Genomic DNA, 18,247 nt, shown 5'->3' on the forward strand with positions numbered 1-18,247 from the left:
CATTGCCTTGCTCATTACCACTGAATAATTATCCCTTCTGAATTGAACCTAACGGTTAGACTGCCAAGTGAATCGCCGGCAGATGGGTTCATGAGTTAGGGCCGGAATTAGACAAGCGAATTCGTCCCTATTTAAAGCAGACAAACGATTTCTTCCGGACTGATGAAACCTATATTAAAGTCATAGGACAGTCACCGAAGGGCTACCACGTGGTAGCCCTTCGGTTTCACTCAGTTCATAAGAACTCCTCTTCCATAATAGTAACAATCTATATTTAATATAATAGTTACAAATCACACTTTATCATGAACCGCTATGGCCGTCAAGTCACTAGCTAAGTAATAATTTGGGTGTTACAATAGAGACATTCCACATTAAAACAAGGGAGTTGAGGAGCGATGTTATGGGACGATTTTCTGAAAAGCGACTATCACGACTGGAGAGGCAGCGGTCATTCCGAAGACCGACTGGACAAGCCAGGATGGTTGGAACAATTGCTGGCTATCCACAACCTTCCCTATTCGGGCGCTCCGTCCGCGGAAGAATTGGATGATCTGAAACGGTTGAGGGGGCACATGCTTCGTATCGTTCAAAAGTTGACGGCGAGCGAGTCCGCGGACCCCGCCGATCTCGAGGGGCTGAACCGGGCGCTGTCGGGCGGACCGATAATTCTGCGCATCGCGGAATCGGATTCGGGTTATCGCATGGAATCCACCCCTTTACGAGCAGGCTGGTTCCGCATCGGAGCGGAGGTGGCCGCTTCCTTCGGCCGCATACTCGCGGAGGGCGAGCCCTCCCGCTTGCGCATTTGCGGAAATCCGGATTGCCTGGTGGTTTACTACGACGAAACCCGGAACCGTTCCAAACGGTTCTGCGACGATAAAGTTTGCGGCAACCTAATGAAGGTCCGGCGGTTCCGTGCACGCCAAAAAGCCGCCAAAACCGGCGGCTCCTCAATACACGGCGTATCCGAAACCTGATTCCCCAAGACAACCGTTTCGGCTTTGTTCGAAATGGTACAAAGAAGATAACACTCATTTCGGAGAATCAGATTATTAGATGTAAAGAAAAAATAACTGCTGATAGCGGCAGCACCAAGTTGAGCCTGCCAAATGTCACCTGTTTCTTTTGCATGAAGAGATGATCGCTAACCCGTCCCTCAAAATGGATTGATTCAACATAATATCCATCCCCACTATTTTACAAATTCTACTTCGTTTATTTACACAAATATTTCGCGAGATCATTTCAACTATCTACCAGTTAGCGTAAGGAAGGACTGCCAATCGGCAGCCCCTTCGTAAATATATCGTGATAAATTTTTGGTTTTATATCCATGTCCTGATTACAAATTGCCTTTATTAAATTAATATATTTGACTTCAGAACTTTACATCGAAGTGTATCTATGCCGAATACACCAAATATGAAGAACATTACTGATGAGACGAACCGTTGCGTTCTCCTGCCCGTCCCTCAATGAGGCCGCCGCTCCACATACAAGGTAATCTTTAGCAGCGGTACTCATCTATTAATTAATATCTAGTACATTTATCTTAATTGCGTTACAATTTGTAAAAAGAACACGGAGGTTTTTTCATTGCGCAGATATAATTTTATTCGACCCTTATTGATTATTGCTGTTGCCTATTTAGTTAACAACATCGTAGCTAATGTATGCCTAATGTTGGGGGCAACTAAAGAAGCTGCAAGTAATATCGGCTTTGCAGTAATGTTGATTGCAGTCATTATAACCTTTATAAGGCTTAACAAAAACAAGCGCAAATCTTAACCGAGCACAAAGATAAATAACTAAAAACTACCCAAAGTCGAATAGACTAGGGACAGTTTATCATATCCTAATATTTACTTACCGGCTGGGACTCTACTATCGGTTACGACTTCAAGATTTCTCTTGCATTTTGATGTTTTTACGACTTAAGTGTACGGTGTTTTGTAAAACATTGTATTTATATGCCCAAAGTAAACCCAATTTTTCCCTCAAATTTTTCCTCATGGTTTTCCCTCGTTTCATTAGCTGTGAATCTTGTTAAGAATATACCATTTTATTGCGCTAACCTCCTTTAGGCAGAATAGCCAAGAAAAAATGCTGACTGTTCACTCAGTCAGCATTTTGCAATATTCATCTCGTACCACTGCTCTTGTTTCTCGATAGCACCAATTTTGCTTCATTCCTTTATGTTATATGTTCATGTCCTCTTACAGATGATGATGAGGCTGCTATTGAGCTATTGTTTTTCGTTGGTTCAATTAGTAATAGAAGGACATCCATCTAACGTATGAACTGATTTTATTTACGCTTCTATCCCTGATTGCCCTCGACGGCAATCAGTAGCACCGCGGCGGCAAGGCCCAAGCGGCGATCAAGCTTGTCGTTGTGGTCCGCGGAGAAATCGAGGTTTAATTTTTGGACGAACGGGTTGAAATTTTGTTTGAACTCTGCGACCTTGGTCCCGTTCATCTCTACAATGTAATGCTGAGGAATCAAATTCGTCAGGAATCTTCGCAAAAGAGCAAGCAGCGCGTTATCTTCCTTAATCAATCCGATCTCCGAATCACTTGGGCTCAAAAGCGCCCATTCATCCTTGAAGATCGACTTCATCCCTTTGCGTCGCAAAGAGCCTATCTTGTGCCCGGTTTCGACATCAACTACATCGAAGATTGCGGAAAAATCAATGATGTTTCGCGCTTGAATGCTTATTAACTCATCTTGCATTGTTTCATCCCCGTATAGTCGGATGTCTTCCTTCAGCTTGAAGGCTTTCATCTTTGAGAACAGAATTGCCTTTTCATCAATGTCGAAAATATCGATTTTAGCGCCAACTAGAGAAAGGATCTGTTTTCTAACCACGAATTTTTGATGATTAAATTTCGGATTCAAGTCTTCGCCCCCTGCATTCTAGACTCAACTGAGTCTTGATTCAATGAATTCGACAGAACAGGGAAGATTCCCTTTTGTATCCTTTACATCGAATTTCATTTCATTCACCTATTCTTTTAGATATAACATTAGTTTCCAGATCACATTGTTGTATTCGCGAAATAAGTGAACTTTCCTGTCCGCTAGCGTTTTACTATCGTTCTGCGTTAGCGTAATGACGTAGTTTCCTCAGTGCTACGGTTCTTCGTGCTGTCTGTAACGGCAAGTTTTACGAGATAAGCCCCAATCCCTCATCAAGTCCCAACATTATGTTCATACATTGAATTGCTGCTCCCGATGAACCCTTCCCGAGGTTGTCCAGTCTGCATGCGACAAGAACTTGATCGTCATTCCTAGGACAAAAATCTCAGAATAATTGGTTCCGTTGCATAGTGTAGGATCAAGAGCATATTGGGAAATTCCCTTAGTACCATCAAGCGGGATGACTCTTACGTACGTTTCTCCTTGATAATAATTTGTGAGGGCAGCATGAATTTCCTGAAGGCTAGGTTGATTTTTAAGCAGACGAGTAACCAAAGGAACCGTCACAATCATACCATTGTAAAAATTCAACTGCTGTGGCGGCAATCTGCTTCTTGGATCCCTGAACTAACGTTCGCCGTTATCTGAATATCATTTTAGAGAAAATGTTATATGAGCGTTTTGGTCATTATAAAATCTATTTGTTCTTCATCACCCATATAGAAAGAGTGGGCTCCTGTTTGAACAAAGTCCAATTTTTTATAAAAGGTGATTGCGCTCTCATTTTTTTCCCAAACCCCTAGCCAGATCTTCTCTTTATTCCGTTCTATCGCTATTTCTATAGCTTTATTTATTAGATATTTACCAAGCCCCTGTTTATGAAGTTTTTTCCTTATATAAATCCTCTCGACTTCAAGCGAATCTTTGCCCATTATTTCAGTTTGACCATCAGTGGTGTTTAGCTTTAAATACCCGGCAATTTCCTCATTAGAATAAATAAAATAGAATTCCGAAGAGATATTTGATAATTCTTTTTCTAATTGTTTTAAGTTAAATGCTTTTTCCAAGTAGGCTTTCATATTTTCAGCTGAATTTTGATTCTTAAATGTCTCATTAAATGTCTCAACACTAATTTCTTGAAGTAATTCTAGATCTTCAAATGTGCACTTTTTTATATTTATAGTCATTTTATTTGTCCTCCTTTTACTAAATCAATAATTTCTCTTGTTTCCCTTTTTTACAAACTCCCAGTCTTTTTCTACATTTTTTCTGACTCTTTGCAGCAGGTTAAAAATCGTTTCTACTTCACTTTCGGAGAATCCAGATAGTGCGACCATATTGGAATAATCGTTTTCCCTTTTTATAAAAGGGTAAACAATCTTCCCTTTCTCTGTAGGAAATAGTTTTTTAATTTTTTGGTTATATGGATCTTCATTCTTTTCAATAAATCCATTAATCTCCAGTTTCTTTATAGCACGAGCTGCTGTTGTTCGGTCTATCTTTATCATTTCAGCTAACTTTTCTTGAATAATTCCTGGATTTTCACATATTCGCACGAGGTACAAGTACTGTCCTTTTGTAAGGTCATATTTTTTAAATTCTATATTACTTATAGAATCCAATGCCCTAGCAATCATTCCAACCTCACGTAGAATTTCCTTCATAATTGCAACTCCACTACTATTGTATTTTTCAAATGTCGTAAAAAAATAGTACATCATTTTTGTTGTATTTACAACAAAAATTCCTGCGCCCTTTTCCATACTAAGCTGCCCGTTAGCTCAATCAGCAGGCCGCGGCGCCGATTACGTTTATCCTCCACATCCACTCGCAGCGATCCGTCGGGAAAGTGATAAAGTTCTTGTCAATTGTCCATGACAAGAACTTTATCCCATAAAACAAGAAAGCCGCGATTTACGCGGCACTTAATGAGATAATGTTCTTGCCACCCATAGTTCTTCTTGTCGGAGGACAAGAACATATATCCTCAAAAGACAAGAACTCACTTATATCCTTTGCCTTGGGTGGCGATATGATCTGCCGTTCGAATGGCCAGCGCAACTGTGGTCAACGTTGGATTTCCAGACCCGATGAATGGTAAAACACTGTTGTCGGCCACATAGAGTCCTGAAATACCGTGAACTTGACCGTACAGATCCGTGACTGAGGTCGAAGGATCCTCTCCCATACGGCATGTACCCGAAGTGTGATGCAAATCTCCGGTAGGTACAAGGCAGATTTCACCCAAGGTGATCTCGGCAACGGAAGAAATCCGCTTTACAGATGCTACCATCTTTTGAATTTCGGCTAGTTCTGCTTCATTAAAAGAAAAGTGTACTTCTATTTCCGGTACTCCGTATTCATCTTTTCTGTCAAGGTTTAGTACGACCCTGTTTTCATACCGAGGATAAATCCTACCAAAACATTGGAGAAGAATGTCTAGCTCCTCCAAGAACGGTTTTTCTTGAGATGATGGATACCAATCATAACCGTTAGGTCCCGTCAAACGGATTTGATAGGGCCTATCCGGTGTTCCAAAAATTAAAATTCCGAGAGTTCCCGGAATATCTGTGAAATCACTACGACTCACTTTTCCTGGTGCCAGCATAAAAACTTGATTTGTCAAATAATGGCCGACCGCTCCTCCCTGGATGCCCGAATGAAGCAGCAAACGCGGAGTTTCATACGTACTCGCCGACAATACGATCGTTTTTGCTTTAAGAATATAAGAACTCATATCCGGAGACATGACCTTAACGCCGGCTGCTTTCCCCTGATCGACCAGCACTTGAACGGCACGGGCGTTTATAGCTAAATCGAAAGGTCTAAGAAATAAAGCTTTAGCAAGAAGAGAAAAAGAACTGAAAAAAACATCCGCATGAACTTCCCCGAACTTGGTTGGATGAATATCGGCGGCTATCGGCAGATATTTCGATTCTGGAAAACCGCCTTGCTGCAGACGATTCAGTAATATCTCCGTTAACGTAGACCCTCTGGCATATTCGTCGGTGACATTCATGACCCGCTCGGCAATGTTATAATAGGTATCCATTTCATGGATCGGGATCGGCCAATCCGGAAGCAGAGGCAAATTCAAACGAGAAGCAACTACATCCCAGAATACCGTCCTTCCCCCAAGGCAAATAACCTCTCTTGCCCCTATAAACTCCGGATAGGAGCCCTGCAATGGTTTTGAGATGTATCGGTAATATTGTTCAAGACGTTTCCGATTCATCATCGGAATGTTGCGGCCATGCGTTGGCATGACAATATTTCCTCTTTCAATAATGCCAATCCGCTTACCATTATTCCGCCATTGTTCGCACAATCTCCAGAGCATGGTTCCTCCTCCGGCACCTGTACCTACAATCAGAACATCATATTCGTTATCCGCCATGGTTTCCAATGAAGTCAAAGGAATCCAATTTTCGATATATTCCGGTGGTATGTGACAAGTCGGAGGAATCGTGACCGGACTTATGTCCGATTCGGAGAAGACAGGAAGATTTACCAATTTACCTGCGATGTTCTGATCAGGGTTTTCGATGGATGGATTAAGTGATAGGAGTTCATCAATCGATACACGCTTTTGATCTGCGATGATTCGAAGCGTATCGTTGTTACGAGCAACCCATATTTTCAATACCATGACTCCTTATTCACTCCTTTACATCTGAAGCCTACGCCTAATTTAGTTTATGTAAGGGATACTGGGAATAAGTCCGAGATAGGTCTCAAATAAAGCTGCTCGCAGGAATTGTAGCTGTTTTTACAAATATCAGATCGTTAGGGTGTTTAATTGTTAGCGAAAACCCCCATTAGCGTAATCATCTGATGGTGCAGCGAATGAAGCATTGGCGTCTAATGCGAAGAGCAAGATGTTGATTGATTGTAGCCGGCTCGGCCGTCTGAGCGAACGCTTAGTCAAGCACCTTCTCGCGCCCATTCCCTTCTGTAGAGTAATTCGGTCAAAATACTTCCCAACTACGGAAAACAATACATGTTCTTGTCCTGATTCGGCAAACGATAAATCTTCTTGTCATTCGACACGACGAGAACATACTAAGTCGAACAGCTGCTGGTGCGAGCCAGCAGCTGTTTCATCATTTATTCAGCTAACGTTCTGCGTTAGTTTAATCAATTTAAGCGCTTTAGACGCTCTTGGAAATAAGGATTTGTAAGCCAGTTGATCTTCTATTAACGCCTCGGTGCAATTTATGTTTATAAGGATTGTTTAAAAGGATCGGTTAATACATCCCCTTTAAGATCCATATACATAGTCCCTTTTCCATCGGTAAACGACCAAACTAACTGATTATTTATTTCGAATAAATGTAAATTTTCTTTCATTATATCCCCGTGTCTTTCCTCTTTCACTCGGGTAAGAATACTTTCGTAGGAAACTGGCAACTTCGTGGTATCCACTTTTTCAGCAGAACGAAATACAACAGCATATTGCGCCCCTTTCTCATCTTTAGCCAAACAAATAAACGGTTTTGTGAAATAAGGAAGCGCAGCAACCTCTGTCAGGTTCAATCTTACAAGTTGCTGTTGATAACCTTCTTCAATATAGATTTTGTCTCCAGTTACAGCGCCTATATCCTTACATGCAGTAGCAAAGAGGAGTAAAGTAAGAATGAATTCGTTGGTCAACTTAATCACTTTTCTAATCCGCATTATTTCGAATATCTCAATGATACAAGGTAATTGATCCCGATTTTCTTTGCCCGATTAACTGGTATTTGCCTGCGTTTGTATTCTTCAAAACCTAATTTATAATAGAGTTTCATGGCTGGAATATTGGTATCGGCGACTTCCTCAATCAAATGAACCTCATATGGTGTATGCTCAAGGATATGACGAATCATTTGCGAAGCAACGCCTTGCCCCCTGAATTCGGCGGCCGTCCCTACAAATTCAATGGAGCCTACACTAGATGAAGGATGAACGGTGGTAGTTTCAAATTCTTTTTTCAAGAAAATACCGGCCATTGTGCCTCTATAAAAGCCTAAATGTTTGCGAAGTTCCTTTTTATCCAGTTTAACCGAAAGTGAAGTTCCATCTGTACAAGCAGCCATTCCGACCACTTGCCCCTTGTATAAAGCCACATAAAATTGGTCCAAAACGAATATATGGGCGAACGCTGCAGCAATCCTTTTCGGATCCTTAGAGAAAAACCCAAGCCACTGTGTGAATCCCTCTGCGAATATTTCAGATATTCCTCGCCTTACATCAAATTCAACTTGATCGGCTCTAACCACGTTAATCAAGACATGGTCACTTCCTTTCCTTCAATAGAAATGCGGTGAGGATAGATGGTGAGGGCATGGTAAAGTTGCTCTTTAGTAATACTTTCATCTGAGCCAAACCCTGAATCGATGCATAGAAAAGGGCAGTCATTTCCTGCGCATCACCCGAGTAAAATTCCCCAAGCTGCTGACCCTTGCGAATGAGCTGTGCGGTAGAATCAAGCAGCCTGGCATTTACCTGGAGGATCTCTTCATAATGTTTTGAGGCTGTTGCAGCTCCAGCTAATAGCGATTGATTAATTAGGATCAGTAGATGGGCTAGTTCCTCCCCATTGATCATGTCAATGTAGACTTCATCGACAAACTGTGCCATTAACTCTTTAGGGGATTGATCGGATTCAAAGAAAGTAATATTACGTTTCAACCCTTCAACCGCGTAGGAAACCAATTCGTTAAATAACTGATCCTTCGTTTTGTAATGACGATACAGCAGCCCAATACTGATGCCAGCTGTATCTGCGATATCTTGAACATTCGTCGAGCCGAAACCTTGATGAACAAATAACTGCATCGCAGTTGAATGGATTTTTTCCCTAGTGGCATTCCGCATTTCTTCATACTGTTCCTTGCTACGCGGCAAACAATTCGCTCCTTTTAATGAATGAATTTTTACTCATTATATAATATTGAGAGTGGAATTAGAACATTCAACTCCAGTTAGCGAAATCTGCCCGTTAGCAGAGTGAAGGGCTACCACGCGGTACCACGCGGTAGCCCTTCACAGTTTAACTAATGTTCTCCGAGGGAGCTCAATGGGTGAACCTGTTTCCATCCGTGTTTCTTTCCAATGTACATCAGATGTTCAGCTAAACTCAGCAAGTTCTCTCGCTCACATACTTGCTCTGCTAAGTCCAGCCAAGCTTCTACCACTTCAGGTGATTGACTAAGCAGTTCTGGCTCACGCAAATATAAAAAGCTTTCACAATTAAGTAAATGGAGTTTATCCAATTCAAACTGTTGGAAAAAGGGAAGCACATCGCTAGGACGTATAAAGAAATTATCTGAGAACCCGTGACCTGAAAAATTCTCATCGTTTACTATGGTATTTAGCTGTAATCTCCTCTCTTCATTTAAGATCATACCTGGATTACCGATCAGATAATCCCACACGAAAGAATAAGAAGAAACAAAGGCTACGAAAATCATTCCGTTAGGTTTTAATTTTTTTAAGCATTCATTAATCGTAATGACCCTGTCGTGTTCTTCTTTCAGATGATACATCGGTCCCATGCAAAGGACATGATCAAACTGTCCATCTTGGATCTCCGATAAATCACGACAATCAACGCGCAGACCGCTCAGCGGAAGGTTAAGCTCATTTGCCTTTTTCAGTGCAAAATCTACGTTATTCTGGGAAAGATCCGCTAATGTAACATGACAGCCGCGCTGCGATAGGTATAATGAATACTTTCCAGGTCCACCACCAATGTCTAATACACGGTCATACGGCTTAATGTAACGGTTTATGTAGCGTTTGGTAAGCTCAAATTCCACTTTATGCCGATCAAGTCTCCGCCACTCATAGTTTACGGTTTCATCATAAAATTTTCTTACATTCTCCAAAGTGTCCATATACACCCTCCTAAAAATAAAGCAATTATTTGATCGTTGACTTTCTTAATACAATAAAAAAATCCCACCCCCAAGACATTTGTCTCAGGGACGAGATTGTGTATTCCTCGTGGTACCACCCAGGTTCGCAAATAGATTACCCTATAAGCCTCTTCAAGTACGGCAATACATAAGAATGCTTATACTCTAGCTCTGTAACAGGAGCTCCTGTCACACCATCCCCTAAGTTTGGTTCCGATGTGCTGCTCAGAGGCTTTCTTCGATAAAGAACTCTTGCTCCATTTCAGCTATCGGAGCTCTCTGTGAAAGAATTCAATTATTTACTTCCCTCTTCATCGCTTTTCAAATATTGGAATTATGTTAACAAGTATTCACACTTCTGTAAACATGTTTTCTGAAAAATCAAAAAACATCTAATACTACTGACCGTTACTTGAATGAACAAAGAAGAGTTACCACGAGGCAAGCTCCTGTACTATCGTTACATTTTCTGTAATTCTTGCTCCGACAAATCTTTTCTAAATGTGCCAGAATAATCGTCAGACCAAACTCTTACCGAATCATTTACGTATTCCAAAGTAGGGAATGGATCATGACCAAGCCATACATCCTTTTTGCTTAGGACCGCTTCAAGCACGTCTCTCCAAAACTCAACCCACAACAACAACTCGGAAGTATTACTTTATTTTTATCCTCAAAGGCTATGCCACCACTTATTGCAATTTCATCGATGGTTATGAGTTCATTTAATACCTCAGCAGGCTCTCTATCCACATCTATGTTGTTATACCCGCAAGCCAACGTCAAAAACAGGGCGGCATCTTCCGACGTAGAAAATCTGGAAAGAGAAGTGGTTTCCCTGTATTCAACTTTTGATAACCAAGAGGGCTGCTCAAAATATGGATCTTGTATTACAGCACTAACTTTTCCCATGATTTTAACTCCTCATGATTGAATGTCTAAATACAGATTACCGTATTTTTGCTTTAACCCATTACACTAATCTGCCCAGTTAGCTGAGAAGGCTACCGTTCCATTGCTGTCTGCAACCTTCTCGTGAGTTTTATTGAGCTATCGTTCCTCGCTTAATCATATTGTCATATGCCATCTTAAAATGAGCCGCTCCCACAGGCAATCAAATTCCATTCTGATAAAACAGGAACGGAGCCCCGCTCAGTGCCTGAAGGTGTAATAGCGCAAATTTGACCCAGCTTATTCCCCGTACTAACGGAAACAACTGCCGATACATTCAAGCGCTCACCGTTGACTTTAAAAGTTAGGTCTGCGTGTACGGAACAGACGCATCCATCATCATAATCAGCTCTAATGTTGTCGTAATTCAGCAACCGGAAACCTTCTTCCTCATGGAGTTTTCGCATTTTTTCGAGATCGATAGGGCTTCCATACAACTCTGCAGCCTTACCAAAATCTTTCGACTGTACGGCCTTCAAAAACGCGGCGGTATTCTTTTCTACTTTTATTTTTTGTAGTAAGACGATCCCTTGGTGTACTAACAAAAAAACAATCCATCTATGTGAAATCAAATTCCTACTTTAAATTGCTCTTTATGATAGTAACGTTTGAAGTAATCTGCTCGTTAGCGGAATAGGCCACCGAATTTATCACCGGCAGCCTGCCAGATCTTGTTTGAAGCTATCGTTCTGTATTAGTTTAGTTGAAAAATAGGGTAAATGTACATTGCACAAAGAGTAATAATTTCATCCAATAAAGAATGAACTACTTACTATTTAAGGTGGTGCAATGTATGGCTCGTATAGTTTATTCATCTTGTGTAATTGAAAATGATAAGGGCTTCAACCCGTTCCAAGTAAGACCACCAAGACTTCAACCCATTGCTAGAACTGTATTTCTAAATGTGTTTAATAATAATCGTGAACCAGTGACAGTGAGAGTCAGTATATTCTCGCTTAATAATTTCAAGCGAAAACGCGGTGCTTTTGGGGCTGGAATACTGGATGGAAAACAGCTGAGTGTAGACACACTTCCATGTGCAAATTTTTTCCGTTATGAAGTACATGTAATAGTTGAAGCTACAAATCTAGCAAAAGCAAAAAATGTTATAATTTCTATGTTCCCTAAAAACTTTAAAGGCAATATATTGGCATCCCAACGCTTAATTCACAATGAGTTTAAAGTTATTTCAATACAAAAATAACTATTTTTTAATAGACAATTGAAAAAGGCCAATTCACTTTTTTGCGTAATTAACCCTAGTTAATATTTTTTACACTTGTTCCGCTAATCTGCCAGTTACTTCAATAGAAAAGAGGAGCTGCCACATAGCAAACTCCTCCACTTTCGTTCTGCGTTAGTTCAACTCAACTGAAGGAACATATTATTTCTAGATTTTACGTTTTTTCAAGGCAATGACTGTATTAACATTTATTAATAATATAACGACAAAACATACAGCATAAATACCCATTTGTCCAACCACGGCTAAACCATCTTGCGAAGTTAGCACAAAATAAACAATACCCAATAGCAGACAAACCATATTAATAACTGCTCCGACTGAAATTATAGTGACACTTTTATGATTTTTATTAAACTTGATAATATAAATCAGTGACAATACTAAAGAAATCACAACAGGCAAGATAAGCTTAAGCAATCGTAATTACTCCTTCCTAAGGAAACTATAATCAAACTATATTACGACTTAGTCTGCTTAAATAGTTCTATCTTTCTCTAGTACCTAATTTAATAGCATACTAAACTGCCCGTTAGATCAACGAGGCTACCGTTTAAAACTGGCAGCCTCGTTCTGATGTTTTATTATGCTAAAGTACCCGATAGTGAAGTATAATCCCTGAAAATATGCTGATGCAGCTAATACTCAGCACTCCCTAGAAGAATTAAAAATTAATAACTTTCCCTAATCCTTTTAATGCCTCAAATATTTTAGTATCGTCTCTAGGATCCTGATTTTTACCATATTGTATTTTGTACATATCGTTATCGCTTCCTTTATTCCACCCAGAAGAGATCTTTGGAATATTAGGATTAAATTGAGAAGATAAATAGGACCAAAAACTCCCTAGATATATTCTTTCATTACCAACAACTACAACAAAAGGTTTGCCACTTAAAGATACTTTCCCATCTAACCTTTCCTCTAAACTAATACCTTCCTTCATTGTGAATTCATGTTCTGTCAAATCATATGTTCTAATTTCCTTGTCGGTAAGCACAGGTATAGTTTCTAAAGGAAGATCATCAAGCTTTTTACTCATAGCTTCAGTTGTAGAAAATTCTTTAACTAAATAGATTGACAATTCATTAACAGCACTCTAATCCCCTCCATACAAAACCCGTTTTTTTCATGTTAAATCAGGTGCTCTTTTTTAGTTTAATATTCTCCTTTAATTACAAAAAACGAGCCCCGAATTGTTCCAGCTAGTTTAGACTTCTGCCTAGCAAACTTAAACTTCCCTTCTAACTCCTTTGGTACCTCCATCCCCTCAGAAAGCTTAAACCCAACGGCCCGCTTCTTAGGGTCATCAACCGTATACATGACATTGATCCCAAGACCATCCTCATAAAAGACGTAGGTAAATTGGATATTTTCCACTTGAAAACGCGACGTTTCTAAAGGTTTGGCCGCAAACGCAATATCACGTTCTTTCAAAATGCGGTTCACATAATCAAGGTTCTCCTGACTTTCGCTAGCTGGTACAACCGTAAATTCATGTTTGTATTTGTTCATAAAGTACCGGGCTTCATTAGCACGTAAACCAGCAAGCGCTTCTGCTACAGGTGAAGACTCTAAACCAACCGTAGACACATTCTTGAAATCGACGATATAGGACATTCCATCTCTCCTCTTATCTCTTGTTTTTGTACCGAATGCGGTTACTGTTCCAACACCTTCTCAAGACCGCCACACCATTTACTCCAGCCATACTTCGCTCCACCTAGTGCTGGTTCATTTGAGATTCCAGTTTGTTCGAGATGAAGGTTAACCTTTTCATCCCCTAAATCCTGCAGCGTCCAGGTGACCGTGTGCTTCTCTCCGCTGGCCCAAGTATAGGACAACCGATTTGGTTCCTCCACGATAAGCACTTCGCCTTCAATAATCCCATTCCAATATTCGGTCGGCTGAGTTCGAAACTGAAAACGGTGTCCTACGACGGGCTTAAAATCATTCTCCATCGCTTGACCGGTGTGGATGTTGGCCACCCACTTGGCAAGCTTGCTTGAATCGGTTAAGGCCGACCAAAGCTTCTCGATCGAAGTCGTAAACTGAAAATCCATATTTAATGTTAAACTCATTCTTCTTCCTCCTCTAATAGTTGTTTTAAGCGCAACATATTCGCACTCCAGAACTTGCTGTAGAAAGCCACCCAATCTTGAATTTCTTTGAGTGGGGAGGCGTTTAGCCTAAATCGCGTTTCTCTGCCAACTTTTCGGTCAAGTACCAGTCCGGCCTCTTTAAGGATTGTCAGATGCTTGGATACCGCTGTGCGGCCCATTTGAAACTGTGCCGTTAATTCATGAAGCGGTAACTCCTCTGCCTCTGCTAACAGACGAATCAGTCGGCGCCTAGTTGGATCTGCAATCGCGTCAAACACATCCCGCAACCGGTTGTTCTCACTCACAGCACCCTCTCCCAAATATTATTTTCGGTAGTAGAAATCTATTGCGGTACGAATGGACGGCCGTTAATTTTACCACCTCCTTAAAGCATGCGGCTCTTCGGGCGCAGCGCCCACGAGGCGAAATTTAGTGCAGCGTATGAAAGCGGGAGGATAATATAAAACCCGTAATCGCCATAATCGTTAGCAAACACATGTGATAAAGCTGCACCCGTCATTAAAAAGAAGATACCAGAGTGAACCCATTCTTTAAGCCGAGGAAAACCCGGCACGACGACAGCGATGGCTCCAAGCACTTTCCAAATCCCAAGAATAGTCAATACGTATAATGGGTAACCAAGATTCGTCACTAACTCGGTGTTTCCCCCAATTTGCATCAGTTGCCCGATACCACTTAACATAACAGCTGCAGCGAGCAGCAATGTGACTGTCCAATAAGCAATCATTTTCCCCCGTGACTGGGCTTCTACTTTCGTGGTTGTTTCCGCACCGATAATCTTACTCATTTGTTTCCTCCTCATAATTGTTTCAAGTGAAACTTATTCAGGTTTCAAACTTTCCAAATGACTAATTATTAATTGGACACCATTTGGTGACACTTTGATTATATGTCACCATTTGGTGTCGTGTCAACAACATTTTTATACTCCTCATGAAAACTGTCTATCAGCTATGTGTGTCAACATTTTGTGCCACTTGGCTCTTTGACTGCATGTTAAAAAGCCTCGGCGCGATAATGCCGAAGTTTCTTGATCATGACTCAGTTTTGGAGGGCGTCAGGACTGCTTGATTAATCTCATTCGGTTCTAGATAACTGCCCGTCCCTCGGTTTTAAGGGTTTATCTCTCATTTACTCGCTCATTCGCAGGATTTCATCGCCATGTATAACAGCTGTCGTCCAGAAAGTAAGCTTATTAAACTGCTATCTCAGGAGAAAAAGTTTCTCCTTTGTGACAATCCAGGAAAACACACTGGTACATTGGGGGTCGAAGTCCTCGAAAAAAATACAACTAATACGATTTGGTGGGGACTTTGGTATTTCAATTTGGGCTTTAAGGACCACCGCGACTGGGGTGATCAGTGGCTCCGATGTGGTCATAATTATGGCTTTTGGCTTCAAGACACTTAATTTATCAAGGTAGGAGTACGACAACGAAGCCAACAAAAGCCACTCTCCTATTCAGCGTGTTTTTTACTCTTTAATCTACAAAAACTAAAAGGCAGCTAACAGTCCGGGAACCATTCAATCCCCTGGCTGAAGCTGCCTTTTTCAGTATACTACCTGATCTTTGTCCTTAGTCTTGATATAATCAATAACACCTTGATTATAATTCGGAATCCTTCATTTGTCATCTTGCTATGGCGACCATCATACGTCCCGGATATTCTACATACAGGATTTTCAGTTACTAAAATTAACAATCATGTGGATATGGTTACGTTTTTCAGGAGCTTTGATCGTAATGGTGAATGCTTGGGAGAGTTTGATAGTTTGCTTTCTGCAATGTCGCAAGGTAAGCCGCGCATAGTTAGGCTGCATGAAACATATGTACAGCAATAAAACTAAAATCCAAAGTGACAGGAAGAATTGAGCATATTTAATCAACATCACTGGATTATGGCCATTAATATCAAGAGAATGCTGCCGACAGGAATGGATCGGCAGCCTTCTGCGCTAAATATCTACAAGCTCGATAAAATAATAGAATTTATTCGGGAATTACGTATTCCTGAACGCCGTTTGTTGTACTTCCATTTTGGGCTGCTGTATCCAAATAACCACGGATAAAAATGTCTTGATATCCTTCTAAACCCCAAACTGAAGGGTTTACAAATGCACCTTGCATCACATCTTTCCCTCCCTTGTTAACCCACATTTGTTCCTCACTTGTGATAGCACCTGCCCCATCAGGCTTGTTAGCAATATAACATTGATGGGCAAACGCTGATGAAGAGAAAGCCACAAATAACATAACAGATGCAAAGATGACACGAGTACTAATGGGTAATTTCTTAAACATTTAATTCCACCTCATTCTCAATTTATAACAACATGATTAGTGTAATAAAACTATATTAAAAATGGTGTAATATCTTGATGTCGAACTAAAAAGTCATTATCCATTTTCATCATCTGTGGTTCAGATCTTGCGACCTATACTCCTTTGGAGGTGTTGTTACTGATTGAAAAATATCCATTACTCAAAGAACCAGATAAGACAATGTTCATTTTCGAGAAGAATGGAAAATTTTATGGGCACATAGTTAAGAACAAGACGGACAAATCTGTAGCTAAATTACTTTTTGAAACTGCTAAATATGCTTCAATTGAACTAATCAAAAGTGAATACCCAGCTCAAGAATAAAGATTTAGATTTCAATAAACAAAAAAAGACTACATTCACCTTACGAAGGAAAAGGTGTTTGTAGTCTTTTTTTATGCTTGCTTCTACATCAAAGGATTAGCGATTGAAGCCTTGCAATTGCTGTTCAGCTATTTGTACTAATCTCTTTGTGATGTTGCCACCAATGGCACCTGCATCGCGTGTAGTGAGGTTTCCGTTATATGCATTTGGTTGAAATGGAATTGAAAGTTCTTGAGCAATTTCAACCTTCAACTGATTTAAAGCAGCTCTTGCTTGTGGAACTACTAATGTGTTGTTTCTAGCCATTTATGCCAACTCCTTCTCTAGGTGTTATATTATAATGTGGAGTGTAAGGAATTCTTATACATATTAATTTACATACGTCAAGGCATATAGTAAAAGAAACAGCGGCGGACTAGGACTTGGAAAAATAAAGTCTGCTGCCTCCACTGCTATTTATTGATCTGTTCTGCGTTAGCTTAATCTTCTAGGTTGAATTTTTAACAATTTTTCGGACCTGGTCATTGATTATCGGGGGAAGAGAATTTATTTCGAGTAGTAAATAACCAGTGAGTAATTAAATAAATCATGAATTGAATTGGTATCGAGTAGATGTACTTCCAATTATCTAAGGAGTAAACATCAAGCCAACGAAAGATTGGTTCTCCAACTAATGAAGTTAGCAATGCAAAAATGATTGCTTTTACCCAGGGTCTCGCTTTTGGCTTAATTCTTAAGAGCATTACTACAAGAGAGGCATTAGTGTGAAATCCCATGGGAAATAAGTGGGCACAGCAGCGACTACATTGTAACGATAATGCCATAGCCCATATTGATCCCCCAACATATCGAGCACTACTGAAATAATAGTTACGAAAAAGCAAACATAAAGCAATCGGTCGAGGTACGGTTTATTTCTAAAGACATACCAGAAGAAAATCCAAGGTACAATTGTCAATCCAAATTCAAGCCACCATCGCCAGGTCAATACTTCGTACTCTAACCAAACATCGAACTTGTCGAAGAGGCTGGATTGAAATTATCACCCCATTATACCATATGTTGGAATTTACATGTTGTCGTATCGCTTAAGGGACTTGAAAAAGTAGCCAGTTGTCACCACGCTGCCCATTATCACAATGAAGTACCACATCCCTACATCTTAAACGATCAAAATTATGCGCCAATGTTTGTGTCGTGGTGCTGCGACACAAACATTGGCGATTTAAACTAAAAAATCCCCATTTTAAGGGGATCTTAAGACACTCCTCTGGTACACCCTTACCTCGCCTATCTTCAAGAAGTCCTTCTGCGCCTTGAGTCATAAAGATTTGTTTCCACTCTTTATTTCATCGAAATATTCAAACCATCCTGCAGGAATGCACTATGTTTCGCTAAATAAAATACGAGTTATTATATTATTCACGGGTAAGGAATACTCTGAAAAGGGGTGAGTTAG

General features: G+C 40.4%; 21 protein-coding genes, 1 pseudogene and 1 other annotated feature. Of the genes and pseudogenes, 3 read left to right on the forward strand and 19 right to left on the reverse strand.

Annotated elements, in window-relative coordinates; all coding sequences use genetic code 11:
• Positions 1 to 80: 80 nt before the first annotated feature.
• A pseudogene (locus tag QFZ80_RS28495) lies at positions 81 to 191 on the forward strand (IS6 family transposase); the annotation flags it as partial.
• Between the two features lie 207 nt (positions 192 to 398).
• The gene (locus QFZ80_RS28500) at positions 399 to 980 is read left to right on the forward strand and encodes a CGNR zinc finger domain-containing protein (protein WP_307552477.1); all 582 of its coding nucleotides are present in this window, start codon (positions 399 to 401) and stop codon (positions 978 to 980) included.
• A 1,342-nt stretch (positions 981 to 2,322) separates the two neighbouring features.
• On the opposite strand, the gene QFZ80_RS28505 is transcribed toward QFZ80_RS28500, so the two are convergent.
• The 10 genes from QFZ80_RS28505 to QFZ80_RS28550 form a co-directional block, all read right to left on the reverse strand.
• Entirely contained in the window at positions 2,323 to 2,901 is a 579-nt protein-coding gene (locus QFZ80_RS28505) for an LURP-one-related family protein (protein ID WP_307552476.1), read from the reverse strand.
• A 689-nt stretch (positions 2,902 to 3,590) separates the two neighbouring features.
• Positions 3,591 to 4,109, reverse strand: coding sequence for a spermidine/spermine N(1)-acetyltransferase (paiA, locus tag QFZ80_RS28510; RefSeq protein ID WP_307552475.1), 519 nt, complete (start codon positions 4,107 to 4,109; stop codon positions 3,591 to 3,593).
• Positions 4,110 to 4,133: 24 nt separating this feature from the next.
• Positions 4,134 to 4,586 carry a MarR family winged helix-turn-helix transcriptional regulator gene (locus tag QFZ80_RS28515; protein WP_307555935.1) on the reverse strand — a complete coding sequence of 151 codons (453 nt, stop codon included), beginning with the start codon at positions 4,584 to 4,586 and terminating at the stop codon, positions 4,134 to 4,136.
• 338 nt (positions 4,587 to 4,924) lie between these two features.
• Positions 4,925 to 6,571, reverse strand: coding sequence for a GMC oxidoreductase (locus QFZ80_RS28520; protein WP_373460189.1), 1,647 nt, complete (start codon positions 6,569 to 6,571; stop codon positions 4,925 to 4,927).
• A gap of 572 nt (positions 6,572 to 7,143) precedes the next feature.
• Complete coding sequence (locus tag QFZ80_RS28525) at positions 7,144 to 7,584, reverse strand: hypothetical protein (protein WP_307552472.1); 441 nt, start codon at positions 7,582 to 7,584, stop codon at positions 7,144 to 7,146.
• Positions 7,585 to 7,598: 14 nt separating this feature from the next.
• Positions 7,599 to 8,192 carry a GNAT family N-acetyltransferase gene (locus QFZ80_RS28530; protein WP_307552471.1) on the reverse strand — a complete coding sequence of 198 codons (594 nt, stop codon included), beginning with the start codon at positions 8,190 to 8,192 and terminating at the stop codon, positions 7,599 to 7,601.
• A 7-nt stretch (positions 8,193 to 8,199) separates the two neighbouring features.
• Entirely contained in the window at positions 8,200 to 8,811 is a 612-nt protein-coding gene (locus QFZ80_RS28535; protein WP_307552469.1) for a TetR/AcrR family transcriptional regulator, read from the reverse strand.
• A gap of 149 nt (positions 8,812 to 8,960) precedes the next feature.
• Entirely contained in the window at positions 8,961 to 9,803 is an 843-nt protein-coding gene (locus QFZ80_RS28540) for a class I SAM-dependent methyltransferase (protein WP_307552466.1), read from the reverse strand.
• Positions 9,804 to 9,886: 83 nt separating this feature from the next.
• Positions 9,887 to 10,148, reverse strand: a binding site (T-box leader).
• 273 nt (positions 10,149 to 10,421) lie between these two features.
• Positions 10,422 to 10,736, reverse strand: coding sequence for a hypothetical protein (locus QFZ80_RS28545; RefSeq protein WP_307552465.1), 315 nt, complete (start codon positions 10,734 to 10,736; stop codon positions 10,422 to 10,424).
• Between the two features lie 176 nt (positions 10,737 to 10,912).
• Positions 10,913 to 11,320: a hypothetical protein gene (locus tag QFZ80_RS28550; RefSeq protein WP_307562168.1), complete on the reverse strand. Its 408-nt coding sequence runs from the start codon at positions 11,318 to 11,320 to the stop codon at positions 10,913 to 10,915.
• Positions 11,321 to 11,568: 248 nt separating this feature from the next.
• On the opposite strand from QFZ80_RS28550, the gene QFZ80_RS28555 reads away from it, so the two are divergent.
• Positions 11,569 to 11,979, forward strand: coding sequence for a hypothetical protein (locus QFZ80_RS28555; RefSeq protein ID WP_307562170.1), 411 nt, complete (start codon positions 11,569 to 11,571; stop codon positions 11,977 to 11,979).
• Between the two features lie 186 nt (positions 11,980 to 12,165).
• Here the strand turns inward: QFZ80_RS28555 and QFZ80_RS28560 are convergent, their stop codons facing one another.
• The 9 genes from QFZ80_RS28560 to QFZ80_RS39205 all read right to left on the reverse strand — a co-directional run bounded on the left by QFZ80_RS28560 (position 12,166) and on the right by QFZ80_RS39205 (position 17,644).
• Positions 12,166 to 12,438: a hypothetical protein gene (locus QFZ80_RS28560; protein ID WP_307562173.1), complete on the reverse strand. Its 273-nt coding sequence runs from the start codon at positions 12,436 to 12,438 to the stop codon at positions 12,166 to 12,168.
• A 244-nt stretch (positions 12,439 to 12,682) separates the two neighbouring features.
• Positions 12,683 to 13,102 (reverse strand): hypothetical protein, encoded by a 420-nt coding sequence (locus QFZ80_RS28565; protein WP_307562175.1) that lies wholly within the window; start codon positions 13,100 to 13,102, stop codon positions 12,683 to 12,685.
• Between the two features lie 74 nt (positions 13,103 to 13,176).
• Positions 13,177 to 13,638, reverse strand: a complete 462-nt coding sequence (locus QFZ80_RS28570) for a phage tail protein (RefSeq protein ID WP_307552456.1) — start codon at positions 13,636 to 13,638, stop codon at positions 13,177 to 13,179.
• A gap of 41 nt (positions 13,639 to 13,679) precedes the next feature.
• On the reverse strand, positions 13,680 to 14,099 hold the full coding sequence (locus QFZ80_RS28575; protein ID WP_307552454.1) for an SRPBCC family protein: 420 nt from the start codon (positions 14,097 to 14,099) through the stop codon (positions 13,680 to 13,682).
• Complete coding sequence (locus QFZ80_RS28580) at positions 14,096 to 14,425, reverse strand: ArsR/SmtB family transcription factor (protein ID WP_090824541.1); 330 nt, start codon at positions 14,423 to 14,425, stop codon at positions 14,096 to 14,098. Before QFZ80_RS28580 ends, QFZ80_RS28575 begins: the two co-directional genes overlap by 4 nt.
• Positions 14,426 to 14,505: 80 nt before the next feature.
• Positions 14,506 to 14,928 carry a DoxX family protein gene (locus tag QFZ80_RS28585; RefSeq protein WP_307562177.1) on the reverse strand — a complete coding sequence of 141 codons (423 nt, stop codon included), beginning with the start codon at positions 14,926 to 14,928 and terminating at the stop codon, positions 14,506 to 14,508.
• A 1,203-nt stretch (positions 14,929 to 16,131) separates the two neighbouring features.
• Positions 16,132 to 16,443, reverse strand: coding sequence for a hypothetical protein (locus tag QFZ80_RS28590; RefSeq protein ID WP_307552450.1), 312 nt, complete (start codon positions 16,441 to 16,443; stop codon positions 16,132 to 16,134).
• 441 nt (positions 16,444 to 16,884) lie between these two features.
• Positions 16,885 to 17,094 (reverse strand): alpha/beta-type small acid-soluble spore protein, encoded by a 210-nt coding sequence (locus QFZ80_RS28595; RefSeq protein WP_307552448.1) that lies wholly within the window; start codon positions 17,092 to 17,094, stop codon positions 16,885 to 16,887.
• Between the two features lie 439 nt (positions 17,095 to 17,533).
• The gene (locus tag QFZ80_RS39205) at positions 17,534 to 17,644 is read right to left on the reverse strand and encodes a hypothetical protein (protein ID WP_373460440.1); all 111 of its coding nucleotides are present in this window, start codon (positions 17,642 to 17,644) and stop codon (positions 17,534 to 17,536) included.
• Positions 17,645 to 18,247 lie beyond the last annotated feature (603 nt).

The sequence above is a fragment of the Paenibacillus sp. V4I7 genome (assembly GCF_030817275.1).
GTDB lineage: Bacteria > Bacillota > Bacilli > Paenibacillales > NBRC-103111 > Paenibacillus_E.

Coding starts and splice junctions, on each gene's coding strand:
- QFZ80_RS28500 (WP_307552477.1), top strand. CDS start 399: ATGTTATGGGACGATTTTCTGAAAAGCGACTATCACGACTGGAGAGGC.
- paiA (WP_307552475.1), bottom strand. CDS start 4,109: ATGACTATAAATATAAAAAAGTGCACATTTGAAGATCTAGAATTACTT.
- QFZ80_RS28515 (WP_307555935.1), bottom strand. CDS start 4,586: ATGAAGGAAATTCTACGTGAGGTTGGAATGATTGCTAGGGCATTGGAT.
- QFZ80_RS28520 (WP_373460189.1), bottom strand. CDS start 6,571: ATGGTATTGAAAATATGGGTTGCTCGTAACAACGATACGCTTCGAATC.
- QFZ80_RS28540 (WP_307552466.1), bottom strand. CDS start 9,803: ATGGACACTTTGGAGAATGTAAGAAAATTTTATGATGAAACCGTAAAC.
- QFZ80_RS28545 (WP_307552465.1), bottom strand. CDS start 10,736: ATGGGAAAAGTTAGTGCTGTAATACAAGATCCATATTTTGAGCAGCCC.
- QFZ80_RS28555 (WP_307562170.1), top strand. CDS start 11,569: ATGGCTCGTATAGTTTATTCATCTTGTGTAATTGAAAATGATAAGGGC.
- QFZ80_RS28570 (WP_307552456.1), bottom strand. CDS start 13,638: ATGTCCTATATCGTCGATTTCAAGAATGTGTCTACGGTTGGTTTAGAG.
- QFZ80_RS28575 (WP_307552454.1), bottom strand. CDS start 14,099: ATGAGTTTAACATTAAATATGGATTTTCAGTTTACGACTTCGATCGAG.
- QFZ80_RS28585 (WP_307562177.1), bottom strand. CDS start 14,928: ATGAGTAAGATTATCGGTGCGGAAACAACCACGAAAGTAGAAGCCCAG.
- QFZ80_RS28590 (WP_307552450.1), bottom strand. CDS start 16,443: ATGTTTAAGAAATTACCCATTAGTACTCGTGTCATCTTTGCATCTGTT.
- QFZ80_RS28595 (WP_307552448.1), bottom strand. CDS start 17,094: ATGGCTAGAAACAACACATTAGTAGTTCCACAAGCAAGAGCTGCTTTA.